Annotated in this window: 20 protein-coding genes; 10 read left to right on the plus strand and 10 right to left on the minus strand. The window is 41.1% G+C overall.

The features are described from left to right. From UYI_RS0106935 to UYI_RS0106945, 3 genes are all read left to right on the plus strand, one after another. Positions 1-481: sodium-dependent bicarbonate transport family permease (locus UYI_RS0106935; RefSeq protein WP_016865953.1), on the plus strand; the 481-nt coding region annotated here is incomplete at its 5' end. A gap of 4 nt (positions 482-485) precedes the next feature. Beyond that, positions 486-797 carry a P-II family nitrogen regulator gene (locus UYI_RS0106940; RefSeq protein ID WP_016865954.1) on the plus strand — a complete coding sequence of 104 codons (312 nt, stop codon included), beginning with the start codon at positions 486-488 and terminating at the stop codon, positions 795-797. 246 nt (positions 798-1,043) lie between these two features. Then, positions 1,044-1,745 (plus strand): carbonic anhydrase, encoded by a 702-nt coding sequence (locus UYI_RS0106945; RefSeq protein WP_016865955.1) that lies wholly within the window; start codon positions 1,044-1,046, stop codon positions 1,743-1,745. 242 nt (positions 1,746-1,987) lie between these two features. Here the strand turns inward: UYI_RS0106945 and UYI_RS0106950 are convergent, their stop codons facing one another. Then, on the minus strand, positions 1,988-2,233 hold the full coding sequence (locus tag UYI_RS0106950; RefSeq protein ID WP_016865956.1) for a hypothetical protein: 246 nt from the start codon (positions 2,231-2,233) through the stop codon (positions 1,988-1,990). A gap of 128 nt (positions 2,234-2,361) precedes the next feature. Between UYI_RS0106950 and UYI_RS35660 the strand changes: the two genes are divergently transcribed. Beyond that, positions 2,362-2,529, plus strand: a complete 168-nt coding sequence (locus tag UYI_RS35660) for a hypothetical protein (protein WP_016865957.1) — start codon at positions 2,362-2,364, stop codon at positions 2,527-2,529. Positions 2,530-2,604: 75 nt separating this feature from the next. Further along, positions 2,605-2,781 (plus strand): hypothetical protein, encoded by a 177-nt coding sequence (locus UYI_RS36565; RefSeq protein ID WP_016865958.1) that lies wholly within the window; start codon positions 2,605-2,607, stop codon positions 2,779-2,781. A 453-nt stretch (positions 2,782-3,234) separates the two neighbouring features. Here the strand turns inward: UYI_RS36565 and UYI_RS36570 are convergent, their stop codons facing one another. The 5 genes from UYI_RS36570 to trxA form a co-directional block, all read right to left on the minus strand. Next, positions 3,235-3,360: a hypothetical protein gene (locus UYI_RS36570; protein WP_016865959.1), complete on the minus strand. Its 126-nt coding sequence runs from the start codon at positions 3,358-3,360 to the stop codon at positions 3,235-3,237. A gap of 69 nt (positions 3,361-3,429) precedes the next feature. Beyond that, positions 3,430-4,530 (minus strand): alkene reductase, encoded by a 1,101-nt coding sequence (locus UYI_RS0106970; protein ID WP_026085791.1) that lies wholly within the window; start codon positions 4,528-4,530, stop codon positions 3,430-3,432. 113 nt (positions 4,531-4,643) lie between these two features. Further along, positions 4,644-5,345, minus strand: a complete 702-nt coding sequence (locus tag UYI_RS0106975; RefSeq protein WP_016865961.1) for a glutathione binding-like protein — start codon at positions 5,343-5,345, stop codon at positions 4,644-4,646. Positions 5,346-5,378: 33 nt separating this feature from the next. Next, entirely contained in the window at positions 5,379-6,173 is a 795-nt protein-coding gene (locus UYI_RS0106980; RefSeq protein WP_016865962.1) for an SDR family NAD(P)-dependent oxidoreductase, read from the minus strand. Positions 6,174-6,313: 140 nt separating this feature from the next. Continuing rightward, positions 6,314-6,637 (minus strand): thioredoxin, encoded by a 324-nt coding sequence (gene trxA / locus UYI_RS0106985; protein ID WP_016865963.1) that lies wholly within the window; start codon positions 6,635-6,637, stop codon positions 6,314-6,316. A gap of 79 nt (positions 6,638-6,716) precedes the next feature. On the opposite strand from trxA, the gene UYI_RS0106990 reads away from it, so the two are divergent. Beyond that, entirely contained in the window at positions 6,717-7,055 is a 339-nt protein-coding gene (locus tag UYI_RS0106990; RefSeq protein ID WP_009456333.1) for an ArsR/SmtB family transcription factor, read from the plus strand. Positions 7,056-7,140: 85 nt separating this feature from the next. Here UYI_RS0106990 and UYI_RS0106995 read toward each other — a convergent pair whose 3' ends face one another. Beyond that, positions 7,141-7,614, minus strand: a complete 474-nt coding sequence (locus UYI_RS0106995) for a GNAT family N-acetyltransferase (protein ID WP_016865964.1) — start codon at positions 7,612-7,614, stop codon at positions 7,141-7,143. A gap of 22 nt (positions 7,615-7,636) precedes the next feature. Between UYI_RS0106995 and UYI_RS32105 the strand changes: the two genes are divergently transcribed. Continuing rightward, positions 7,637-8,530, plus strand: coding sequence for an MFS transporter (locus tag UYI_RS32105; RefSeq protein ID WP_016865965.1), 894 nt, complete (start codon positions 7,637-7,639; stop codon positions 8,528-8,530). Positions 8,531-8,555: 25 nt separating this feature from the next. On the opposite strand, the gene UYI_RS0107005 is transcribed toward UYI_RS32105, so the two are convergent. Then, on the minus strand, positions 8,556-8,939 hold the full coding sequence (locus UYI_RS0107005; RefSeq protein ID WP_016865966.1) for a hypothetical protein: 384 nt from the start codon (positions 8,937-8,939) through the stop codon (positions 8,556-8,558). Positions 8,940-9,054: 115 nt separating this feature from the next. On the opposite strand from UYI_RS0107005, the gene UYI_RS0107010 reads away from it, so the two are divergent. Both UYI_RS0107010 and UYI_RS0107015 read left to right on the plus strand, forming a co-directional pair. Next, entirely contained in the window at positions 9,055-9,732 is a 678-nt protein-coding gene (locus UYI_RS0107010; RefSeq protein WP_016865967.1) for a response regulator transcription factor, read from the plus strand. A gap of 241 nt (positions 9,733-9,973) precedes the next feature. Continuing rightward, positions 9,974-11,233 carry a sensor histidine kinase gene (locus tag UYI_RS0107015; protein WP_026085792.1) on the plus strand — a complete coding sequence of 420 codons (1,260 nt, stop codon included), beginning with the start codon at positions 9,974-9,976 and terminating at the stop codon, positions 11,231-11,233. Between the two features lie 43 nt (positions 11,234-11,276). Here the strand turns inward: UYI_RS0107015 and UYI_RS0107020 are convergent, their stop codons facing one another. Both UYI_RS0107020 and UYI_RS0107025 read right to left on the minus strand, forming a co-directional pair. Beyond that, positions 11,277-13,565, minus strand: coding sequence for a GumC family protein (locus UYI_RS0107020; RefSeq protein ID WP_016865969.1), 2,289 nt, complete (start codon positions 13,563-13,565; stop codon positions 11,277-11,279). A 960-nt stretch (positions 13,566-14,525) separates the two neighbouring features. Further along, on the minus strand, positions 14,526-15,491 hold the full coding sequence (locus UYI_RS0107025) for a ribonuclease Z (RefSeq protein ID WP_016865970.1): 966 nt from the start codon (positions 15,489-15,491) through the stop codon (positions 14,526-14,528). 608 nt (positions 15,492-16,099) lie between these two features. On the opposite strand from UYI_RS0107025, the gene UYI_RS0107030 reads away from it, so the two are divergent. Further along, positions 16,100-18,616: a CHAT domain-containing protein gene (locus tag UYI_RS0107030; RefSeq protein ID WP_016865971.1), complete on the plus strand. Its 2,517-nt coding sequence runs from the start codon at positions 16,100-16,102 to the stop codon at positions 18,614-18,616. The last annotated feature ends 43 nt before the right edge of the window (positions 18,617-18,659 follow it).

Below are 18,659 nucleotides of genomic sequence, written 5' to 3' on the forward strand. Positions count from 1 at the left end.
AGAAGTTTTACGAGACGCATTTCTGAACAGTTCAGTCTTTCTTTTAGTCGGTAGTCTGCTGATTGGATTCTTAACAGGAGAACACGGTTGGCAGGTTTTAGAACCCTTTACTCAGGGAATGTTTTATGGCGTTCTCACCTTCTTTTTACTAGATATGGGGTTAGTCGCAGCTAGAAGAATTAAAGACTTGCAAAAAACTGGGGTTTTTCTGATCTCATTTGCCATACTGATCCCAATAGTCAATGCAGTCATTGGGTTAGCGATCGCTAAAGCAATTGGTATGCCTCAAGGAGATGCACTTTTATTTGCTGTGCTGTGTGCTAGTGCTTCTTATATAGCTGTGCCAGCAGCCATGCGATTAACTGTTCCAGAAGCAAATCCCAGCCTTTATGTTTCTACTGCTCTAGCAGTTACATTTCCGTTCAACATTATTGTGGGAATTCCGCTATATCTGTACGGGATTAACCTATTTTGGAGGTAATGTTATGCACCTAGTCAAAAAAATAGAAATTATTGCCAACTCTTTTGAACTGGCCAAAATTTTGGAGAGTTTAGACAAATCAGATGTACATGGTCATATTGTAATTCGTAATGTCGCTGGCAAAGGATTACGAGGAACGGCTGAAGATTTGGACATGACTATGCTTGATAATGTTTATATTATCGCTTTCTGTATGCCAGAACAACTCAAGTCAGCGGTGGAAAATATCAGACCCGTACTCAATAAATTTGGTGGAACCTGTTACGTCTCCGATGTCATGGAAATCCGTTCATTAAAATGTGTAGCGTCACTATGAGAAGGCAGAAGTACGTAGACGCGGAGCAGCTTCCGTAGGTAGGCAGAAGGCACAAGGGAATCCCATCAAATTGAGGGATTTCAAGTCAAGCAAGGACACCTTTTGTCTTCACTCTGGAAGTCTCGTAGACGCAAAAAGGCCTCAAGGGAGAGTAAAAGATCCTTTTACCCTTTTAATAAATATATTTTCTTCCTTCTGCCCTCTGCCTTTATTATGTAAAAAACCTTACATTCAAGGAAGCGTTTCATGGAACGTCGTGACTTCTTAAAGTGGGGAGCCTTTGGGGGATTTGGTTTGGTGGTAACTGCTAGCGATTTAGTTTGGCAGATTGAACAAGTTCTAGCCGCCGAATTACCCCCGACGGCCGCTCCTTCCCTCAGTCCAGATGCTGCACTGCAAAAGCTGATGGAGGGAAATCAGCGTTTTGTCCAGCATCAACCTCAATATCCAGATCAATCTCAGGCTCGATTGCAGGAAGTAGCTCAAGCTCAACACCCATTTGCTACTATTTTAAGTTGTGCAGATTCGCGAGTGCCTGCGGAAATTATTTTTGACCAAGGCATCGGTGATATCTTTGATGTTCGCATTGCCGGAAATATTGCCACTCCAGAAGCGATCGGTAGTATTGAATATGCAGTCGCTTTGTTAAATACTCCTTTGCTAATGGTACTCGGTCATGAGCGATGTGGAGCAGTCACCGCCGCCGTACAAAACGAATTGTTACCTGGTGAAATCAGTACTTTTGTCAAGGCAATTAAACCAGTCGTTGCCAAGGTCAAATATAAGCCAGGCGATACAGTTGATAATGCTGTAATAGCCAATGTGCATTATCAAATTCAACGGTTAAAGCGATCGCCCCTTTTATCTGAGCTATTAGAGTCTGGAAAATTGAAAATCGTAGGTGGTCGTTATGATTTAGATACGGGCAATGTGAGTATTATCACTTAATATCATTCTCTTGGTAATTGGTAATGAGCGATTAGCTTCGTTGTTATCAATTACCGATCTTACATTTAATTCATCTTTATTTGTTTTTTACATGCAGAGAAAATTGCTTGTGGAGCTTCTCTCGGTTGAACAAATTTTGGTAGACGTAAAGGCGTAAATAAAGCAGTTTCAAATCAGTACTGATACAAGAAAATAATTAGTTAATTGTATTTACAATTAACTAATTATTGATGATGGATTGGTTATAGCAATAAAAAGAGAGCGATGAAAACGGCGCTGAGAATAAAAGCGAATATAATAGCATTTTCAACTCTGCGGCTAAAAAATCCTACAGCAACAACAACGATGATTGCTAACCCGACAATGCCAATATACTGCTCTTTTTGTAAACCACGTGCAATTAGTGGGTCTTTATCAGGTAATGGACTTTCTTGAATAGTTTTTGGAGAGAGGTCTGATGCTGGAATTTCTTGGATAAATAAATTCATCAGATTACTCCTGAAAATACTTTTTATCTCGGAACATTTTTATGCTCGCCACAGGTAGAGAGCTTCAAACTGACCAAAGATAACCGCTAAAAAAATCGCGATCGCTAACCGATGACGTGGTTGAATTTATGGCAGTTAAATTGCAAAATTTACCTCAATCAACTCAACAACTATTACAGTTAGCTGCTTGTATTGGTAATCAATTTGATTTAAAAACATTAGCTGTTATTTTTGAACAATCAGACATAGAAATCAAGGGCATTTGGTGGGTATTCTGTATCTGGAAAATAAACTGACTCAAGGAGTATTTACAAGTGATCGCTTAGTTATTTTAAATTTCCTCTGTACTCAAGCCGGCATTTCTTTAGATAATGCTCAACTTCTATACCGATTTACAAGCAAGTAAAGCTTTGTTACAAAAGCTTGCTAATAATATCCCTGGAGTTATTAACAAACTCCGCGTCAGTAAAAATGGTGATGTTTCCATGCCAAGAGTTTGTAATTACACTACCAAGGTGAAACAATTTTGGATTTTATCTCTCAAGTGATCGCAGTTGCCGCTTTTCCAAAAGTACGCTTGCTGATGCGATCGCACGAGAACTAATCGCCGATAACCAACTTAATATTCAGTTACAATGACTTGCAGCTTGTTTCAGTAGTTCAGGACTTACGCAAAAATCGTCAAAAAGTTTAATATATTGAACCGCCATAGACGCCAAGAACGCCAAGAATTCGTCATCGGTGAGAGGTTAAGATAATCTTACTTTTGTCAATGAGAAATTATGCTGAAAATTTTGAGAAAGCCAAAGTATCAAGTTAACTTTCGTAGTGAACAAATGGGTGAAAAATGAATGCTGCGTATCAAGATTAGGCGAGCGCCTGCTCAAAAATTATGTTGACAACCCCAATCTTGAGCCACATTTTAAGCATTATTGCTTATTGACAAATGGTATCCGACCTTAACCTCTCACGAATGAGAATTCGTAGAGTCTGCGTAAGTCCTATAGTTCTGGGGAGATGGGATCTGGTTTGAAAGTTTTGATGGAACAACGACGCTGGAAAATGGCGGTTGCTACATCCAAAGGTTGAGTTGGTAAGTTCAATTCTTGATAATTGGATTCATGCAATTTCCCTCAAATTTCCTCATATTTGACGAATACGCTGTGATTTCTTGACACCGTTATAGTCTATGGAGATTAGTGTACTTGTTGCATTTCTAGCGTTGGGTAATCAGTGTATCCCTGCTCTCCACCACCGTAAAATGTCGATGGATCTGGTTGATTGAGTGGTGCATTCAGTGCAAAGCGTCGGGGTAAATCAGGATTAGCTATAAACAATCTGCCAAAGGCTACTAAATCAGCTTCTCCTTTTGCCAAGACAGCATTACCTCTTGCTAAAGTGTAATCACCATTGACCATGAGTGTACCTTGGTACCTTTGCCGGAGATGGCTAGTAGGTACTACTGTCGCCCCGTGTCTGATATCTGCTTCTGTGGCTTCATAGATATGCAGATATGCTAAATCAAATTGATTGAGTGCTTCGGCTGCATAACCAAAGGTTTCTAGGGGGTTAGAGTCATGCATGTCATTAAATGTACCACTAGGAGAAAGACGCACTCCTACCCGTTTGCTATCCCACACACTAATTACTGCTTGTGTTACTTCTAGCAGCAGTCTGACGCGATTCTCTATAGAACCACCATAATTGTCTGTACGTTGATTAGTACCATCCCGGAGGAATTGGTCAATTAAATAACCATTTGCTGCGTGAATTTCCACACCATCAAACCCAGCAGCAAGAGCATTTGCTGCACCTTGGCGATACTGTTCTACAATCTCTGGTATTTCCCAGGTTTCTAAAGCACGAGGCGTGACGAAGGGTTTCATCCCCTCATAGGTTGCTGCTTCTCCTTTTGCTGTGATCGCAGAAGGCGCTACAGGTAAGGCTCCATCTGGCTGCAAATCAGGGTGAGAAACGCGTCCGACGTGCCACAGTTGCAAGAAAATTCTTCCTCCCTGCTCATGCACTGCATTTGTCACCAACTTCCAACCTGCTATTTGTTCCGCCGAATGAATACCTGGTGTATAAGGATACCCTTGTCCTTGGGGTGAAACTTGAGTTGCTTCGGCAATAATTAGTCCTGCGGATGCCCGTTGAGCATAATACTCGGCGTTGAGTTCATGGGGTACATTTCCCTCACCTGCACGTTGCCGGGTTAGGGGAGCCATAATGATCCGGTTGGGCAGTTCTAAGTTGCCCATTTGGTATGGGGTGAATAAATTGATACTTCTGTTCATGAAATTATCTCCAAAATTCTTGTGGGAAAACCAACCAATGGTACCAACTATCTGTGTTGATCGCCTTGCACGGTGGTTGATTTCCAAAACATAATTTTCGCAACTTGCATTTCTCAAGGTTGCACTGTCTGCGCTGATTGATTAAATAAGAATGACCGCGATTTTTCGACGTCAAGTGTTTGATTTTTAAATGCTTCTGCTTTTTCGTAGGCGCGGACTGTTGCTGGACGTGCCTGAATTGTTTCAAACCAGCGCTTGAGGTGAGGAAAATCCTCTAATTTCTGCCCTTGGCGTTCGTAAGGGACAATCCAGGGATAGGCGGCGATATCAGCGATTGAGTAGTTCTCACCAGCGACAAAGGAGCGATCGCTCAGCCGTTTATTCAGCACAGCGTATAATCTTGCTGTCTCATTGACATAACGGTTGATGGCGTAGGGAATTTTTTCTGGTGCATATTGGCTGAAGTGGTGATTTTGACCAGCCATTGGCCCTAGTCCTGCCATCTGCCAGAATAACCATTGTAGGACTTCGACGCGATCGCGCACATTATTGGGAATCAATTTCCCAGTTTTTTCTGCTAAATACAACAGAATTGCCCCAGACTCAAAAACTGAAATTGGTTCACCACCATCAACAGGTTCGCGGTCAATAATCGCAGGTATACGATTGTTGGGTGAAATTTTGAGAAATTCTGGTTTAAACTGATCGCCTGCACCTATGTTTACAGGAATAATTGTGTAAGGAAGTTCGACTTCCTCCAAGAACATGGTAATTTTGTGACCGTTGGGTGTTGTCCAATAGTAAAGCTCTATCATGAATTTTCCTCCGATTCGGTTGTGCTTTCGTTGCTAAATAATTGACCTGATTACACCACCATCTACTCTTAAAGCTGCACCATTAGTTGCTGAGGCCAAAGGACTACACAGATAAACCACCATTGCTGCTACCTCATCGGTAGTAGCAAAGCGTTGCAGTAGAGAAGTGGGACGAACTGTCTGGAAAAATTCAGCTTCAACTTCTTCTGGTTTAGCACTGCGTTCCTTTGCCATTTTTGTCACAAACTCATCCACACCTTCAGAACGGGTAGGCCCTGCTAAAACAGCGTTGACTGTGACTCCAGTACCAGCAGTCATTTCTGCTAAACCACGAGAAACAGCTAGTTGGGCTGTTTTGGTCATGCCGTAGTGAATCATTTCTACTGGAATTTGGATAGCAGATTCACTAGAGATAAAAATGATACGTCCCCAATTTTGGTTCAACATCTGTTGCAGATATTGGCGACTCAAGCGGACTCCACTGAGTACATTCGTTTCAAAGATGTTTAACCAATCTGCGTCAGTAATTTCTACAAATGGTTTTGGCTCGTAACTACCAAGATTGTTAACTAAGATATCAATATGAGGAACTTGTTGAAAAAGTTGTGCAGCTCCTGCTTGTGTTGCTAAGTCAGCAACAACACTAGAAACTTGAGCTTTGGGATTGTTTTGTTTAATTTTGTCTATCGCTTGTGCAACTCTTTGGTGAGATCGACCAGTGACAATAACTGATGCACCCTCCTGCGCTAATGTTTGAGCAATGGCAAGCCCAATACCTGCTGTTGAACCACTGACTAGCGCAGATTTTCCCTGTAATTTTAAGTCCATTGAGCTAACTCCTGTGACTTAACAAATTGGGCATCGGGTATGGGCATTTACGCTATTAACTTTGCCCCTTACACTTTTGTTGCCCCTATTTTTAAGATTAGCGAAGGTGGGCAAATAGCCCACCCTACTGACAACCCAGATTACAGATACTGTGCTAAAGTTTTAGCTAGAGTTGTTTTTGGCACGGCGCCCACTACCGTATCGACTTGGCGACCGCCTTTAAATACCATCAGCGTGGGAATGCTACGAATCCCATAATGGCTGGCAACGGTGGGATTCTGATCTGTATTCAGTTTCACCACTTTTACCTGTCCCACATACTCAGCAGCCACTTCATCTACCACGGGAGCCACCATGCGACAAGGACCACACCAAGGTGCCCAAAAGTCTACTAATACAGGCATCTCGCTTTCTAGGACTTCTTGTTTGAATGTGGCTTCTGTCACATTAGTAATGGATGACATTCTTGCCCTCCTACTTAATTCGGTTATTCGATAAAATCGAATAAATAAAATATAATCTAATTTAAGCAATTGTGCAAGTATGAGATTTCTGTTTCACCCAGAACAAAAACATATATCATTAGCGGGAGTGTTGTATGCCTTAGGTGATCCTGTGCGGTTAGAGATTGTGCGGCAGTTAGCGACCAAAGGAGAGCAATGTTGTGCTGACTTTGATTTTGCGATCGCCAAGTCCACCATGTCCAATCATTTTAAAATTTTAAGAGAGTCTGGCGTAGTCTGGACTCGTAAAGAGGGAACACAACACATAAATTCACTCAGGCGAGAAGATTTAGAACAATTGTTTCCGGGGTTGCTGGATGTCGTATTGCGCTCAGCACAACCATTGCTGAGTCAAGAGTCGATGCTGAAGAGTCGTTAATAGTTGGTTGTTTGTTGGTTGTTGTTTGTTGTTTGGAAGAACGACCAACCTCCCACGAACAAGCAACTACCAACCATGAACTAAATTAAATATCTAACCGCATTTCATTGCTGGTTACAAAACCAAGATGCTCATAAACTGGTTTGCCGGAGGGTGAGGCGTGGAGAATGACTCGCGTACAAGCGATCGCCTTCAGATAGTCAATAGCCATACTCGTGAGTTGCTTGGCAATACCTTGATTGCGGTAAGGTGAGTCAACATAAACACCGCAAATATAGCCATATTTGCGGTAATCATCTATGAAAAAAATCGGATAAAGACCAGCGAAAATTTGGCAACTGGCAGAACCAACTACCTTGCTCTCAACCTCTGCTACAAACGCTTTGTAGTGTAATTCTTGACGCGCACGCTTGATAAATTCCAGAGTCTTCTCCAGCCAATCAGAACGAATCGACTCAGATACAACGTTATTATCTAACCACAATTGATAAAAGTGCTGAGCAATCAGAGAATCCTCTTGGGGAATAGCTTCCCGAAAATGAACAGTTGGTACTGGCATTGCTTAAATCGGGGAACAGGGAATGGGGAACAGTTATCAAAAAGAGCAACTGATAACTGATCACTGTATAGATGCATTAGGGTATGGGATTATACTTGGTTTTTGGGGTATCGGTGGCTTGGCGGGAGCTTTCATTTTACCTAAGTTGCGGCAGGGCTTTTCTATCGACCAGTTGGTAGCTGGTTCATCCTTGCTCATGGGAGTGATGATGGTAGCACTGGCGTACCTCCGCAACGTGCCTTTGATTTGTGGGGTGATGATGCTAGTGGGAATTTCTTCTCTCAGCGTCATGGTGAGTTTGAATGTAGCGGCACAAACTGCTGTACCTACGTGGGTACGGGCACGAGCTTTAGCTGTACAATTGCTTGTATTCCAGGGATGTATGGCATTAGGTAGCTTGTTATGGGGTAGTGTTGCCCAACGCACAAATATCTCAGTTGCCCTTGCTGGTGCTGCTGTTGGATTAGTTGTATTTGTGGTGGTGACTAGCCGCTATCGCCTGCGCTGTGCTGAAAAATTGGATTTAGCATCATCACTGCACTGGGATCAGCCTACCCGCGCCTTTGAACCCTGTCCCAATGATGGCCCCGTATTAATTACCCTAGAGTATTACATAGATCCAGCTAAGGCTGATGAATTCACCAAAGTTATGAAAGTACTGAGAAATATTCGTCTGCGTGATGGTGCGATTCAATGGGGACTGTATCATGATTTATCCCAGCCTGGCAGGTTTATCGAAACAGCACTTGTAGAATCTTGGGCAGAACACAAGCGGCAATTTGCACGAGTCACCAATGCAGACAAGGCAATAGAAGAACAGGCGCGGGCTTTTCACATCGGTGATGAACCACCGAAGGTTTCCCAGATGATTTATGCCAATTACACAGATGGTAAGGGTTTGCGACAACCGTGCTGAAGTTAAACAACAGTTATTAGAGTTATCAGTTATGATAGCGAGTTAGTTCTGTGACTCGCTCCCGCGATAAGCCCAACTCACGACTGAGATTGGCTTCAAGTTGATCGGGTTCGGTGATTGGGAACTCAAACGTCATTGTTTTGAGAGGTGAGTGATTTGTTTTTACATTCACTAACGAAATCCCTTCTTCTTGAAGGACTTTCACCTCTATAGCTACTATCTTTTTCATGATCTGCCGTGCCAATTGTGTATCCGCTTGTAGATATTTTTTGTGGCTGTAGGCACGACTCAGGATTTGATCTCCCACTAAACCACTTCCCAGCCAAAAAAGCAGTCCAATCAACGGCAAGGATGACCAAAACACAAACCCTAATGTTCGTAAAACTGGAAAAATTTGCAGTTGACACATGGAAGGTAATAGACTTGATTGCTCAGTGTAAATTGCTGACCGTCACTTTTATGTCACTCTTTTAGCTTAACCTTAGAACTAGGAAGTGAAAATTACAGCAAGCTGAGCAAATGGGATGTTGATCTTACTGGTTGAAGACGACCCAGCCCAGTTAGAACCTCTGCGGGCAGCATTATTAAAAGTGGGGCATACAGTAGATGCGATTGAAGATGGAGAAACAGCACAATGGTTTGCTTTTCACAAAGATTATGACTTACTGATTCTAGATTGGATGCTACCTAAGGTGAGTGGGGTGGAGCTGTGTCAGTCATATCGACGGGCGGGTAAAGTGGCTCCAGTGCTGATACTGACAGCAAAAGATACGGTTTCAGATAAGGTGATGGGTTTGGATGCGGGAGCGGATGATTACTTAGTCAAGCCAGTGGATGTGTTAGAGTTGTTGGCGCGGGTACGGGCATTGGGAAGGCGATCGCCTATGTGGCAAGGAGATATACTCAGCTTAGGTGATTTGCAGCTGCATTTAGCCAATTTGACAATCGAACTTGATTCAGTCACAACTCAACTTTCTAGCCGGGAGTTCCAATTGATGGAATATTTGATGCGTCATCCCCGTCAAGTTTTATCTCATGATCAGATTGAACAAGCTTTATGGAGTTGTGGAGAAGAACCCGAAAGTAACGCAGTTACAACTTTGGTGCGGCGCTTGCGTCAACGTCTGCAAATCATTGGGGCCAGAGATTGGATCGAAACTGTGCATCGGGTAGGCTATCGGTTGAATCCGCCGAATTCATAATAATACTTTCGCCAAATTTAAGAACCGCTAGTATTGATTTTGATGAAAATGACCTTTGGATTGCTGCTGTAGCCCTACAACATAGCCTTACTGTTGTATCAGCTGACAGCGATAGGAGGATTCAACAAGTAAGAACATTGTCCGTTGAATCTTGGTTGTAAGCGCATCAGGGACGCAGAGTATTTGGGAATTTACGAGTTTGTCCAATGTTGTAATTATAAAAGTGGACTTTGCTGGCAAAATGTTTGATCATAGTCGCCGTAATCTTGCTCACTGGTTTGCCCTATCGATGGGTGGAATTCTATTTGCGTTTGCAGGAGTAGGCTACTGTCTGAATGTAGAAGATCAGTTGCGCTTTTTTGATGAGGAACTGTTTGCCCAAAGTAAAAGTTTTGCCAGCAAAACTCAGTATATGCTTGGTCAAAATCAACGCGCTCAGACTCCCTCAGAAAAAGATGTGCCACTCAATGGTGGACTGCTCTACGCCCGATGGTACAACGCTGACAAACAACTTGTACATTACATTGGTTCATCGGGTGCGAAACAGTTGACCGCAGAACCTGGATTTCAAACTTTGCAAGAGCGATCGCTCGTAGAATACACTGAAACTTTTTGGACTCGCCAAGTTACTATTCCCGTTTTGCAAAATAAAGAGCTGATTGGCTACTTCCAAGCAGCAGCTAGCTTGGAATCTCTACGCAGCAGATTGAATCAAGCCCGCCTATTCTTAGCTTTGGGTGTTCCTATTACTTTTGGTGTGATTGGAATTACAGGTTGGGTTTTAGGGGGATTGGCAATGCGACCAACTCGCAGGGCTTATCAGCAATTACAGCGATTTACAGCCGATGCTTCCCATGAACTACGCACACCCGTAGCAACAGTGTTGAGTAATGCTCAAGTTGCTTTAATACCACCAGAAGATCCTTTAGAACAACGATTGCGGTTACAAAAGATTGCAGAAACTGCCAAGTCTATGAGTACGCTGATTAATAATCTGCTCTTCCTTTCACGCCATGATGGGCCACTAGCAGAAACTATATTAAAACCGATTGATTTGAGCGAACTTTTGCGATCGCTTGCTGCGGAGTTCGCCGCCCAAGCTACTGCTCAAAGTTTAAATTTCAGTACTCAAATTCCAGAGCAACCTGTGATCGTACATGCCGATGCTAATTTGCTCAAACAAGCTATAATCAATCTCCTGAGTAATGCTTTAAAATACACTCCAGCACAGGGTAAGGTACAGTTGCGTCTTTTCACCCAATCCCACCGCGCTGTGATTCAGGTGGAAGACAATGGTATTGGCATTCCCGCTAGTGATTTGCCTTATATCTTTGATCGTTTTTATCGCGTAGACACCGTTCGTTCTCGCCAAACCGGCGGCTTTGGACTTGGGCTGGCGATCGCTCAACAAATTGTGCAAGCGCACCACGGACAAATCTCTGTCAAGAGTATGCTTGCTCAAGGTTCAACTTTTCAAATTGAACTTCCCCTGAAGATTTAAAAGGGAAGGGGGATTGGGGAGTTCCCCGATCCCTGTTGTTATTTTACTGAGCAGTATTAGCGATGATACCAACCAAATTCAAGTTTTTCAAAATATCTGTAGCTTGAATTACATCAGCTTGGGTAACTTTACCGAGACGTGACACCATGATGATGCGATCGCACAAGGTAGCTAAAATTCTGGCATCAACTGTCTTGAGAATCGCAGGAGCATCGATTAACACTAAGTCGTAAGTCTGCTCAAAGGATTCCAGCAGTTCCTTCATGCGTCCAGAACTGAGCAACTTGACTGCATCTTCGGCTGGGGAACCGGCTGTCAAAACATCAATGGAGGGGTGAACTGGTTGAATGTAATCTTGATAAGAGGTATTGCTTTCATCAACCAACAACAGAGATAGTCCCCAATCGTTGGCAAGTTCCAAGGTTTTGTGCAGACTCGGTTCTCGCAGATTGGCATCAATCAATAATACCCGTTTATGCATACGAGCAGCACTTACCGCTAGTCCCAAAGCAATGCTTGTCTTGCCTTCTTTTGGTTGTGCAGATGTCAACATCACAGACTGAGAAGACAAAGAAGATGTGATGATTTGTAGATTTTGATAAGCCATATCCAACGTTTCGTGGGATGGCCAATTAGCATAGATGGGTAGAGTTTTGCCCTCAGATGTGTCTTTATCTTTATGAGAGTGCCACATCTTGGGCAAGTGTAAAAGCTGTTTGTAACGACGAGGCTTGCTTAGTTTGGGAACTGTTGCAAGTAACCGCAGATTTGTCAGCTTTTGTAATTCTGAGGGAGAAGAGATCACATCGTCAGATAGTTCCCGGATTACGGCTGTTCCCACACTCAATAAAGGTGCAATGATTAATCCTCCCAGAAGGAATAATAAACTGTTGCTACCTAAATAAGTTCCGCGTTGGGGTTCTTCTAATACTTGCAAGTCAGAGCCTGTTTGAGCAATTCTTAATCCTAAAGCCTGTTGTGCTGCGGTCATCTGCTCAAGTTTTTTGCGAGTTGCTTGGACTTCAGGTAACAAACGATTGTACTCGGAGACGAGGCTGGGATATTTGCTGAGTTCTGAGCGAATTTGCTTTTCTGATTCCACCAAACTCTGTTCACTGGCACGTAATCCCTCAGCCGTTGTCTGTACCTCGATTAATTGTTGCATAAGCTTTTGATCTACTTGTGTTAGCAATTCTGGGATTAATCGCTGTTGTTCTGGGTTGGCTGCGGGAGATGGTTTTTCTGCCAATGCTTGCTTGAGTGCTTCCCACTTGCTTAGTTGAGTCGAGTTTGTGTCTGTTGCTTGTTTGGACGAGTCTTTGGTTGTGAGCGATCGCTCAATTTCTTTTTGTAATAACTCTAGTTGGCTTTGGTGCTGCTGAATCAAGTCTTTGATTTTGGGAGAGTCATCTGTATAGCGTTGACGTTCCTCAGCTAAAGACAGTTCTGTTTTTTGAATTTCATCAAGTAGTGTTTGGTAACGGTTCGGCTGATTCAGACTTGAGGTAAGAGCTAGATTTTGGGGAGAATAAGCTATTTCCTTTTGCAGATTTTTGTGGCGCGCTTGGGCATCTTGCAATTGAGCGCGAGTAGTTTGCAATTGTTTTTTTATATCTGCAAGGGTTTCTAGCAGGATTTTACCTTGTACTTCTGGGTCGATTAAGTTGTACTTTTTGCGAAACTTTTCCAGATTTCCCTCAGCTTGCTTGACTTCCTGTTTAATTTTGCTGAGGCGATTATTAACAAAAGTCAGTGCTTGCTCAAGCCGTTCTTGTCGTTGTTTAAGAGCGTAATCTGTGTATACTTTTTGCAGAGTTTGTAAAACTTTCTGGGTTTTTACGGGATCGTTGCTTTGAAAGGAAAGCTCAAATACTTGATTAGCACCAGTTCCAGGATCTATGGCAGCGATCGCTAAAGGTCTTTTTTGAGTCTTCTTACCTTTAATATCTTCAACTGTGAGATCCGGGTACTCAGAGCGCAACGAATCTACAGCTTTTTGAATCAGTTTGGAGCTAAGTATTAAACCTAATTGAGGACTGTATTCCACACCTCTTAATGTAGATGCGATCGCATCTTTATTTGTGCTTGTTGGGATATTACTTGATACTTCTTCTTCTGTGAGATTGGAACTCAAAAGTATCTGCATAGAGCTTTGGTATGTAGGTTTTGCTTTCAAAGCTAAAAGGACTGCAACCGACATCACTACACAGGAAATACCCACAATTAAAAAGCGCCTGCGAAACAGAATTGTAGAGATTTGTTTGATGTCAAGCGTGTCTTTTCGGGAAATCAAAACCAGTTGTCCTCTATTGAGACTAGTGTCATTCACCATCAAAATCCTCTAGTTTTGAAAAACTGTTTTCGTTAAATCAAGTGCCATTGGTATTTGATTTAACAAGATTGATTAGTAGGCTCCATATAATTTTCACCTACTCAATAAATTAAAGATTTATTGTAGAGATATGGCAATTAATTAATGTCAAACAATATAATATTCGCGTCATATAAATAGGCATAAATAAGCAAAGAGAAGAGACTTGTTTGTTAGTTGATGATTTTCGCAGTTTTTGGTTCATATCAACCTAAAGTGATCATCGCGAAATCGTCAACCCTCTTGACGAAGCTTTACTATTTCCTTATGAATCCCGTTTGTGGAAAGAGATGAATATTTTTCTTATTTTATACAATTGTTTTTAGATTTATACTCGTGGTAATAAATTTTGCTGGCATTTTAAATATTACTAGATTCTAAATATTTTCAAAGTTAATATTCATACACCAAAGCCAGTATATTAACACACTTAACAATATACAATCTGTCTTGTGAATCGAAATGAGTTCATCAAGGTGAAATGTTGATAGTCTCACGCTTTATTATCCAATCTTTTCAAGAAATATGGATTTCTCTCAAGCTTGATTCTTGGAACAAGAGTAACATATAGAAATTTTTAAATTTATTCAAATAAACAATTGAGATAATGGAACCACGTTGTATAAAAATACCATTGTCAAAAGTCTGCAATTATTCAAACAAAGATTCTTGATCCCTATACTTTGTATTTTGAATTTCAAAAACAATTATCAACTTACTTAAATGTTTTCAATTATCATCCCAGATTAAATTAAAGATAATGTAAAGTCCTTTATACTTTACGGTGAACGTTTTTGTCTTTTACCCTACTAAAATAATGTTTCTAATTGATACTCTCCGGGCTTTAGGCGCGGAGTGTAAAATAATCTCCTGGTGCGGGAGATATATACAACTCAATCGTTGCAGCAAAAGTGTTGAGTTTTATTCAGATGCATTGGTCGAGGCTAATTCTGCTTCTCGTCGTCTGGGTACTTCATAACTCATGAAGTCATAAGCCATGTCTGTATTGGGAAAAATAGCACGGGCTTCTGCAAGTAAGTCTTTTAACTCTATGCCATTACCAGGAGCGTAACGAGGGCTAAAATGAGTCATGATCAGGCGATGGACCCCAGCAGCTAAGGCTGTTTGTGCCGCCATTGTAGATGTAGAATGTAGACGCTGAAAAGCCATCTCAGCATCTTGGTGAGAAAAGGTTGCTTCGTGAATTAATACATCTGCATCCTGTGCTAATTCCACAGCGTTATCAGAATAAATTGTGTCTGTGCAGTAGGCTATCTTGCGTCCAATTTCTGTCGGGCCACTAAAATCTGCACCATGAAATACTCTTCCATCGGGTAGAGTAACGGTTTCGCCACGTTTGAGTTGACCGTAAACGCGGCCAGGGGGAATTCCCATTGCTTTGGCTTTTTCAATGTCAAAACGTCCCGGTCGGTCTTTTTCTGCCACACGGTAGCCAAAGGTGGTAATACGGTGATGCAAAGAATTACAAGTCACGGTAAACTCGTCATCTTCGTAAATTAACCCTGGACGGATGGCATGAACTTTGACAGGGTAAGAAAAATGTGTGTGAGAGTAGCGCAAGGCTGATTGCAAATATTCATTCAATCCGGGTGGGCCGTATATATCAATGCGTGTGACATTGCCTGCTAAACCACAACTGGCCAGCAGACCCATTAAACCAAAGATATGGTCGCCGTGCATGTGAGTAATAAAAATTCGGGAGAGTTGGCTGCTTTTGAGTTCACTCCGTAAAAGTTGGTGCTGAGTACCTTCGCCACAATCAAATAGCCACAACTCTGCTCTTTGGGGTAATCTCAAAGCGACACTGGAAACATTACGCGATCGCGTTGGTACACCTGAACTCGTCCCTAAAAATGTGATTTGCACAGCGTTATACTCGCCCTCCTTTAACTACTAACTGCAATTAAGTGCTTCATTTTATATAGTGGCATGGAAGTTTGATACTTTGCTGCGAATTGGGGTGCATCTTTATAGGGGACTGTCCAGTAATAGGTAATTGTGAGTTGGTAATTGGCAGACTTATAACAAGTTCTTCCCAATTACCAATTAGCTATTACCTATTACCGGCTGACGTCCCGTTTCCTCCATTTTCTTTGAAAAGAAAAGCTTCTACGTCACCCAACCTTGGTGATTAGTATCTATCTGTGGATATATATCTCAAAAATATTTAAATTAATATTTAATAGTATAAATATTTTAACACATACAAAAACTTTGCAATTTCATATGATTTATTTACAGAATATTTATAAATAAGCAGTTTTTTTTGTAATCAAAACGTTAAATTTGAAAAAATAATAGTTCTATAGCAGTAAGTAAATTAATTAGCCCATTAGCTAAAGTAAATTGTTAAGATTTACTACTAAAATTTTCCTATGTTAAGCAGACATCGGATATCGAATATCCGACGCTTATTACAATTTTTATTTATATGCATTTTTGCCTGTGTCTTGTGCATAAAATGTTTTCCATCATTGTCAAGAATTATTAGTGAAGTAATTTCAGTAAAAGCAGTAGTAAAAAATGAATACACTCAGAACTTTCTAACTCCGCCGGGTGATGTCAATCAGCTACTAAAGCGAGCTGAGAAAAAATATAAAACAGAAGATTTCCAAGGCGCGATCGCAGATTGGCAAACAGCTTTAAATCTATCCCATGAAAATCAAAAAGCCAGCAGCAAGACAGCCATTGTAGAGAAATTGGCAAGGGCATATCAGGAAATAGGTGAGCCAAAAGCAGCGATCGCCTATTGGGAAGAATTAGTCACCTATTATCGTCAAACTAACAACTGGCCAAATGTAGGGCAAATTCTGATCCAGAAAGCGCAAGCCTATAATAGCCTGGGTGAACCTAATGATGCGAGGAGACTTTCTGAAATTGCTTTACAAATTGCTCGTACTCACCATGATGATACTTTAGAGTCTGCGGCTTTACGAATTAGAGGTGAAGCTCATCGCATTGAAGGCAATTATAACAAAGCGATCATTGATTTAAAATTTAGTATTAAAGCTGCTCAAGATACTCATAATTTAGCATATCAAGCTGCTGCTTTAAATCAACTGGGAATTACTTATATTAATTTGGCTAAACAAAATTATCATTATGCCAAAATTGCCTGGGATACAGGTGAAATTGACGAAGCTGAAAATTTTACCAAAAAAGCATCAAAATATGATTTTCAAGCTTTAGAATCTTTCCAAAATAGTTTAAGTATTTCCCGTAAATACCAAAATAAAATCAACGAAATAAAATTATTAATCTACTCTATTCCACCTACTAATAGAATTGGGAAATCACAACTAGCAACAGCACAATTACAACTAGTTTTATTGTTGTTAGAACGCTTACCAATTTCAGAAGCAAAAGCTTATGCGGCTCTTGAATTAGCTGAAGTATTGAAGTATTCATCAGCCGAAACAAATTTATCTTTTGCTCAATGTCCAACTAATTATCGAGAATCACAAACTATTGATTTACTCAATCAAGCTGTATTGATCGCTCAAAAGTTCTCAGATCATCGTGCTTTATCTTTTGCTTTTGGTAATCTCGGTCATATTTATGAGTGTCACCATGATTACGAGCAAGCACTGAAATTAACGAAACAAGCACAACAAACTGCACAAACAAAACCAAACGCTCAAGATAGCTTGTATTTGTGGTATTGGCAAGCAGGAAGAATTTTAAAATCACAAAACCGACCACTGGAAGCGATCGCAGCATACGAGCAAGCTGTGACAACCCTAGAAAAAATCTACACTCAGATAGTTGTCACGAATCCAGACTTACAGGCAGACCCTTACGATATGTTAGAATCGATATATCGGGAGTTGATCGCACTGAAGTTAGGTCTTGAGGAAGTTGATTCTGCAATCACTTACCTTGATGCTCTCAAACTAGCACAACTGCGAAATTACTTCCGCAAAGATGATGTAACAGTAAAGTTTCATCAAGCCAAAGCTGATTTAATAAGCACTGACACAGTTACAGCTGTATTTTGGTCAATAGTCTTAGAAAAACGTACCGCAATTGTGGTTCACCTTCCCAATGGTGAAACTAAATTAAAGTGGATCGACTTTGATAGTCAAAGGTTCAAAGATGAAATCATCAAATTTCGCCTGGGGCTAGAGAGGCGCAGTGACATTATTTATAATCGCAGGCAGGCACAAAAGCTATATGATTTGATCGTTCGTCCTTTTGCTACTGATTTAGAGTCACTCCAGGTTAAAACACTAGTTTTTGTTCCAGACAGTTTTCTCCGTAGTGTACCAATGGCAGCACTACATGACGGTCAGAATTTTTTAATTGAGAAATACGCGATCGCATCTACCCCTAGTTTGAGTTTGATAGATCCATTCAAAATCAAATCTGAAAATTTACGGGCATTAGCTGTGGGACTAACTCAAGATGCAAGAGTGGATGGTCGCATATATAAAGCTTTGACCAACATCAAAAAAGAAATCGGTCAGGTTTTGATGCTAATACCGGGTAGCAAGCAGTTATTAAATCAGGAGTTTACACGCGATCGCTTGCAAGCAGAACTCCAGCGCAGTATTTATCCAATAATTCATATTGCTACCCATGCTGAATTTGGTATTGCTCCCGAAGATACATTTTTGATCATCGGTAAAAACGAAAAGCTTACCATGACAGACTTGTATAGTATGATTCAAAACGTATCTCAGGGTATAAATTCAGTTGACTTATTGTTATTAACTGCTTGTGAAACTGCCCGTGGAAATGACTATACTAACTTGGGTCTAGCTAGTGCGGCAGTCTCAGCAGGTGTGAGAAGTACTCTTGCGTCTCTATGGTCAATCAACGATGCAGCTACAGTGACTTTAGTAACAAAATTTTATCAATACTGGTATGATTACGGTTTTAGTAAAGCAGAAGCTTTGCAGAAAGCACAGCAAGACCTGATTACTCTAGGAAAAAAATATGCCCATCCTTACTATTGGGCGCCATTCATCCTTTTGGGAAATTGGTTGTAGATTAACTTTTACCCTTTTCCTACTATATAAATCTCACCCTACA

This window comes from Fischerella muscicola PCC 7414 (assembly GCF_000317205.1).
GTDB classification, from domain to species: Bacteria; Cyanobacteriota; Cyanobacteriia; order Cyanobacteriales; family Nostocaceae; genus Fischerella; species Fischerella muscicola.

What these genes read in the sequence shown, in the direction of transcription:
- UYI_RS0106940 (WP_016865954.1), top strand. Translation starts at nt 486, where the DNA reads ATGCACCTAGTCAAAAAAATAGAAATTATTGCCAACTCTTTTGAACTG.
- UYI_RS0106945 (WP_016865955.1), top strand. Translation starts at nt 1,044, where the DNA reads ATGGAACGTCGTGACTTCTTAAAGTGGGGAGCCTTTGGGGGATTTGGT.
- UYI_RS0106950 (WP_016865956.1), bottom strand. Translation starts at nt 2,233, where the DNA reads ATGAATTTATTTATCCAAGAAATTCCAGCATCAGACCTCTCTCCAAAA.
- UYI_RS35660 (WP_016865957.1), top strand. Translation starts at nt 2,362, where the DNA reads ATGGCAGTTAAATTGCAAAATTTACCTCAATCAACTCAACAACTATTA.
- UYI_RS36565 (WP_016865958.1), top strand. Translation starts at nt 2,605, where the DNA reads ATGCTCAACTTCTATACCGATTTACAAGCAAGTAAAGCTTTGTTACAA.
- UYI_RS0106970 (WP_026085791.1), bottom strand. Translation starts at nt 4,530, where the DNA reads ATGAACAGAAGTATCAATTTATTCACCCCATACCAAATGGGCAACTTA.
- UYI_RS0106975 (WP_016865961.1), bottom strand. Translation starts at nt 5,345, where the DNA reads ATGATAGAGCTTTACTATTGGACAACACCCAACGGTCACAAAATTACC.
- UYI_RS0106980 (WP_016865962.1), bottom strand. Translation starts at nt 6,173, where the DNA reads ATGGACTTAAAATTACAGGGAAAATCTGCGCTAGTCAGTGGTTCAACA.
- trxA (WP_016865963.1), bottom strand. Translation starts at nt 6,637, where the DNA reads ATGTCATCCATTACTAATGTGACAGAAGCCACATTCAAACAAGAAGTC.
- UYI_RS0106990 (WP_009456333.1), top strand. Translation starts at nt 6,717, where the DNA reads ATGAGATTTCTGTTTCACCCAGAACAAAAACATATATCATTAGCGGGA.
- UYI_RS0106995 (WP_016865964.1), bottom strand. Translation starts at nt 7,614, where the DNA reads ATGCCAGTACCAACTGTTCATTTTCGGGAAGCTATTCCCCAAGAGGAT.
- UYI_RS32105 (WP_016865965.1), top strand. Translation starts at nt 7,637, where the DNA reads ATGGGGAACAGTTATCAAAAAGAGCAACTGATAACTGATCACTGTATA.
- UYI_RS0107005 (WP_016865966.1), bottom strand. Translation starts at nt 8,939, where the DNA reads ATGTGTCAACTGCAAATTTTTCCAGTTTTACGAACATTAGGGTTTGTG.
- UYI_RS0107010 (WP_016865967.1), top strand. Translation starts at nt 9,055, where the DNA reads ATGTTGATCTTACTGGTTGAAGACGACCCAGCCCAGTTAGAACCTCTG.
- UYI_RS0107015 (WP_026085792.1), top strand. Translation starts at nt 9,974, where the DNA reads ATGTTTGATCATAGTCGCCGTAATCTTGCTCACTGGTTTGCCCTATCG.
- UYI_RS0107020 (WP_016865969.1), bottom strand. Translation starts at nt 13,565, where the DNA reads ATGGTGAATGACACTAGTCTCAATAGAGGACAACTGGTTTTGATTTCC.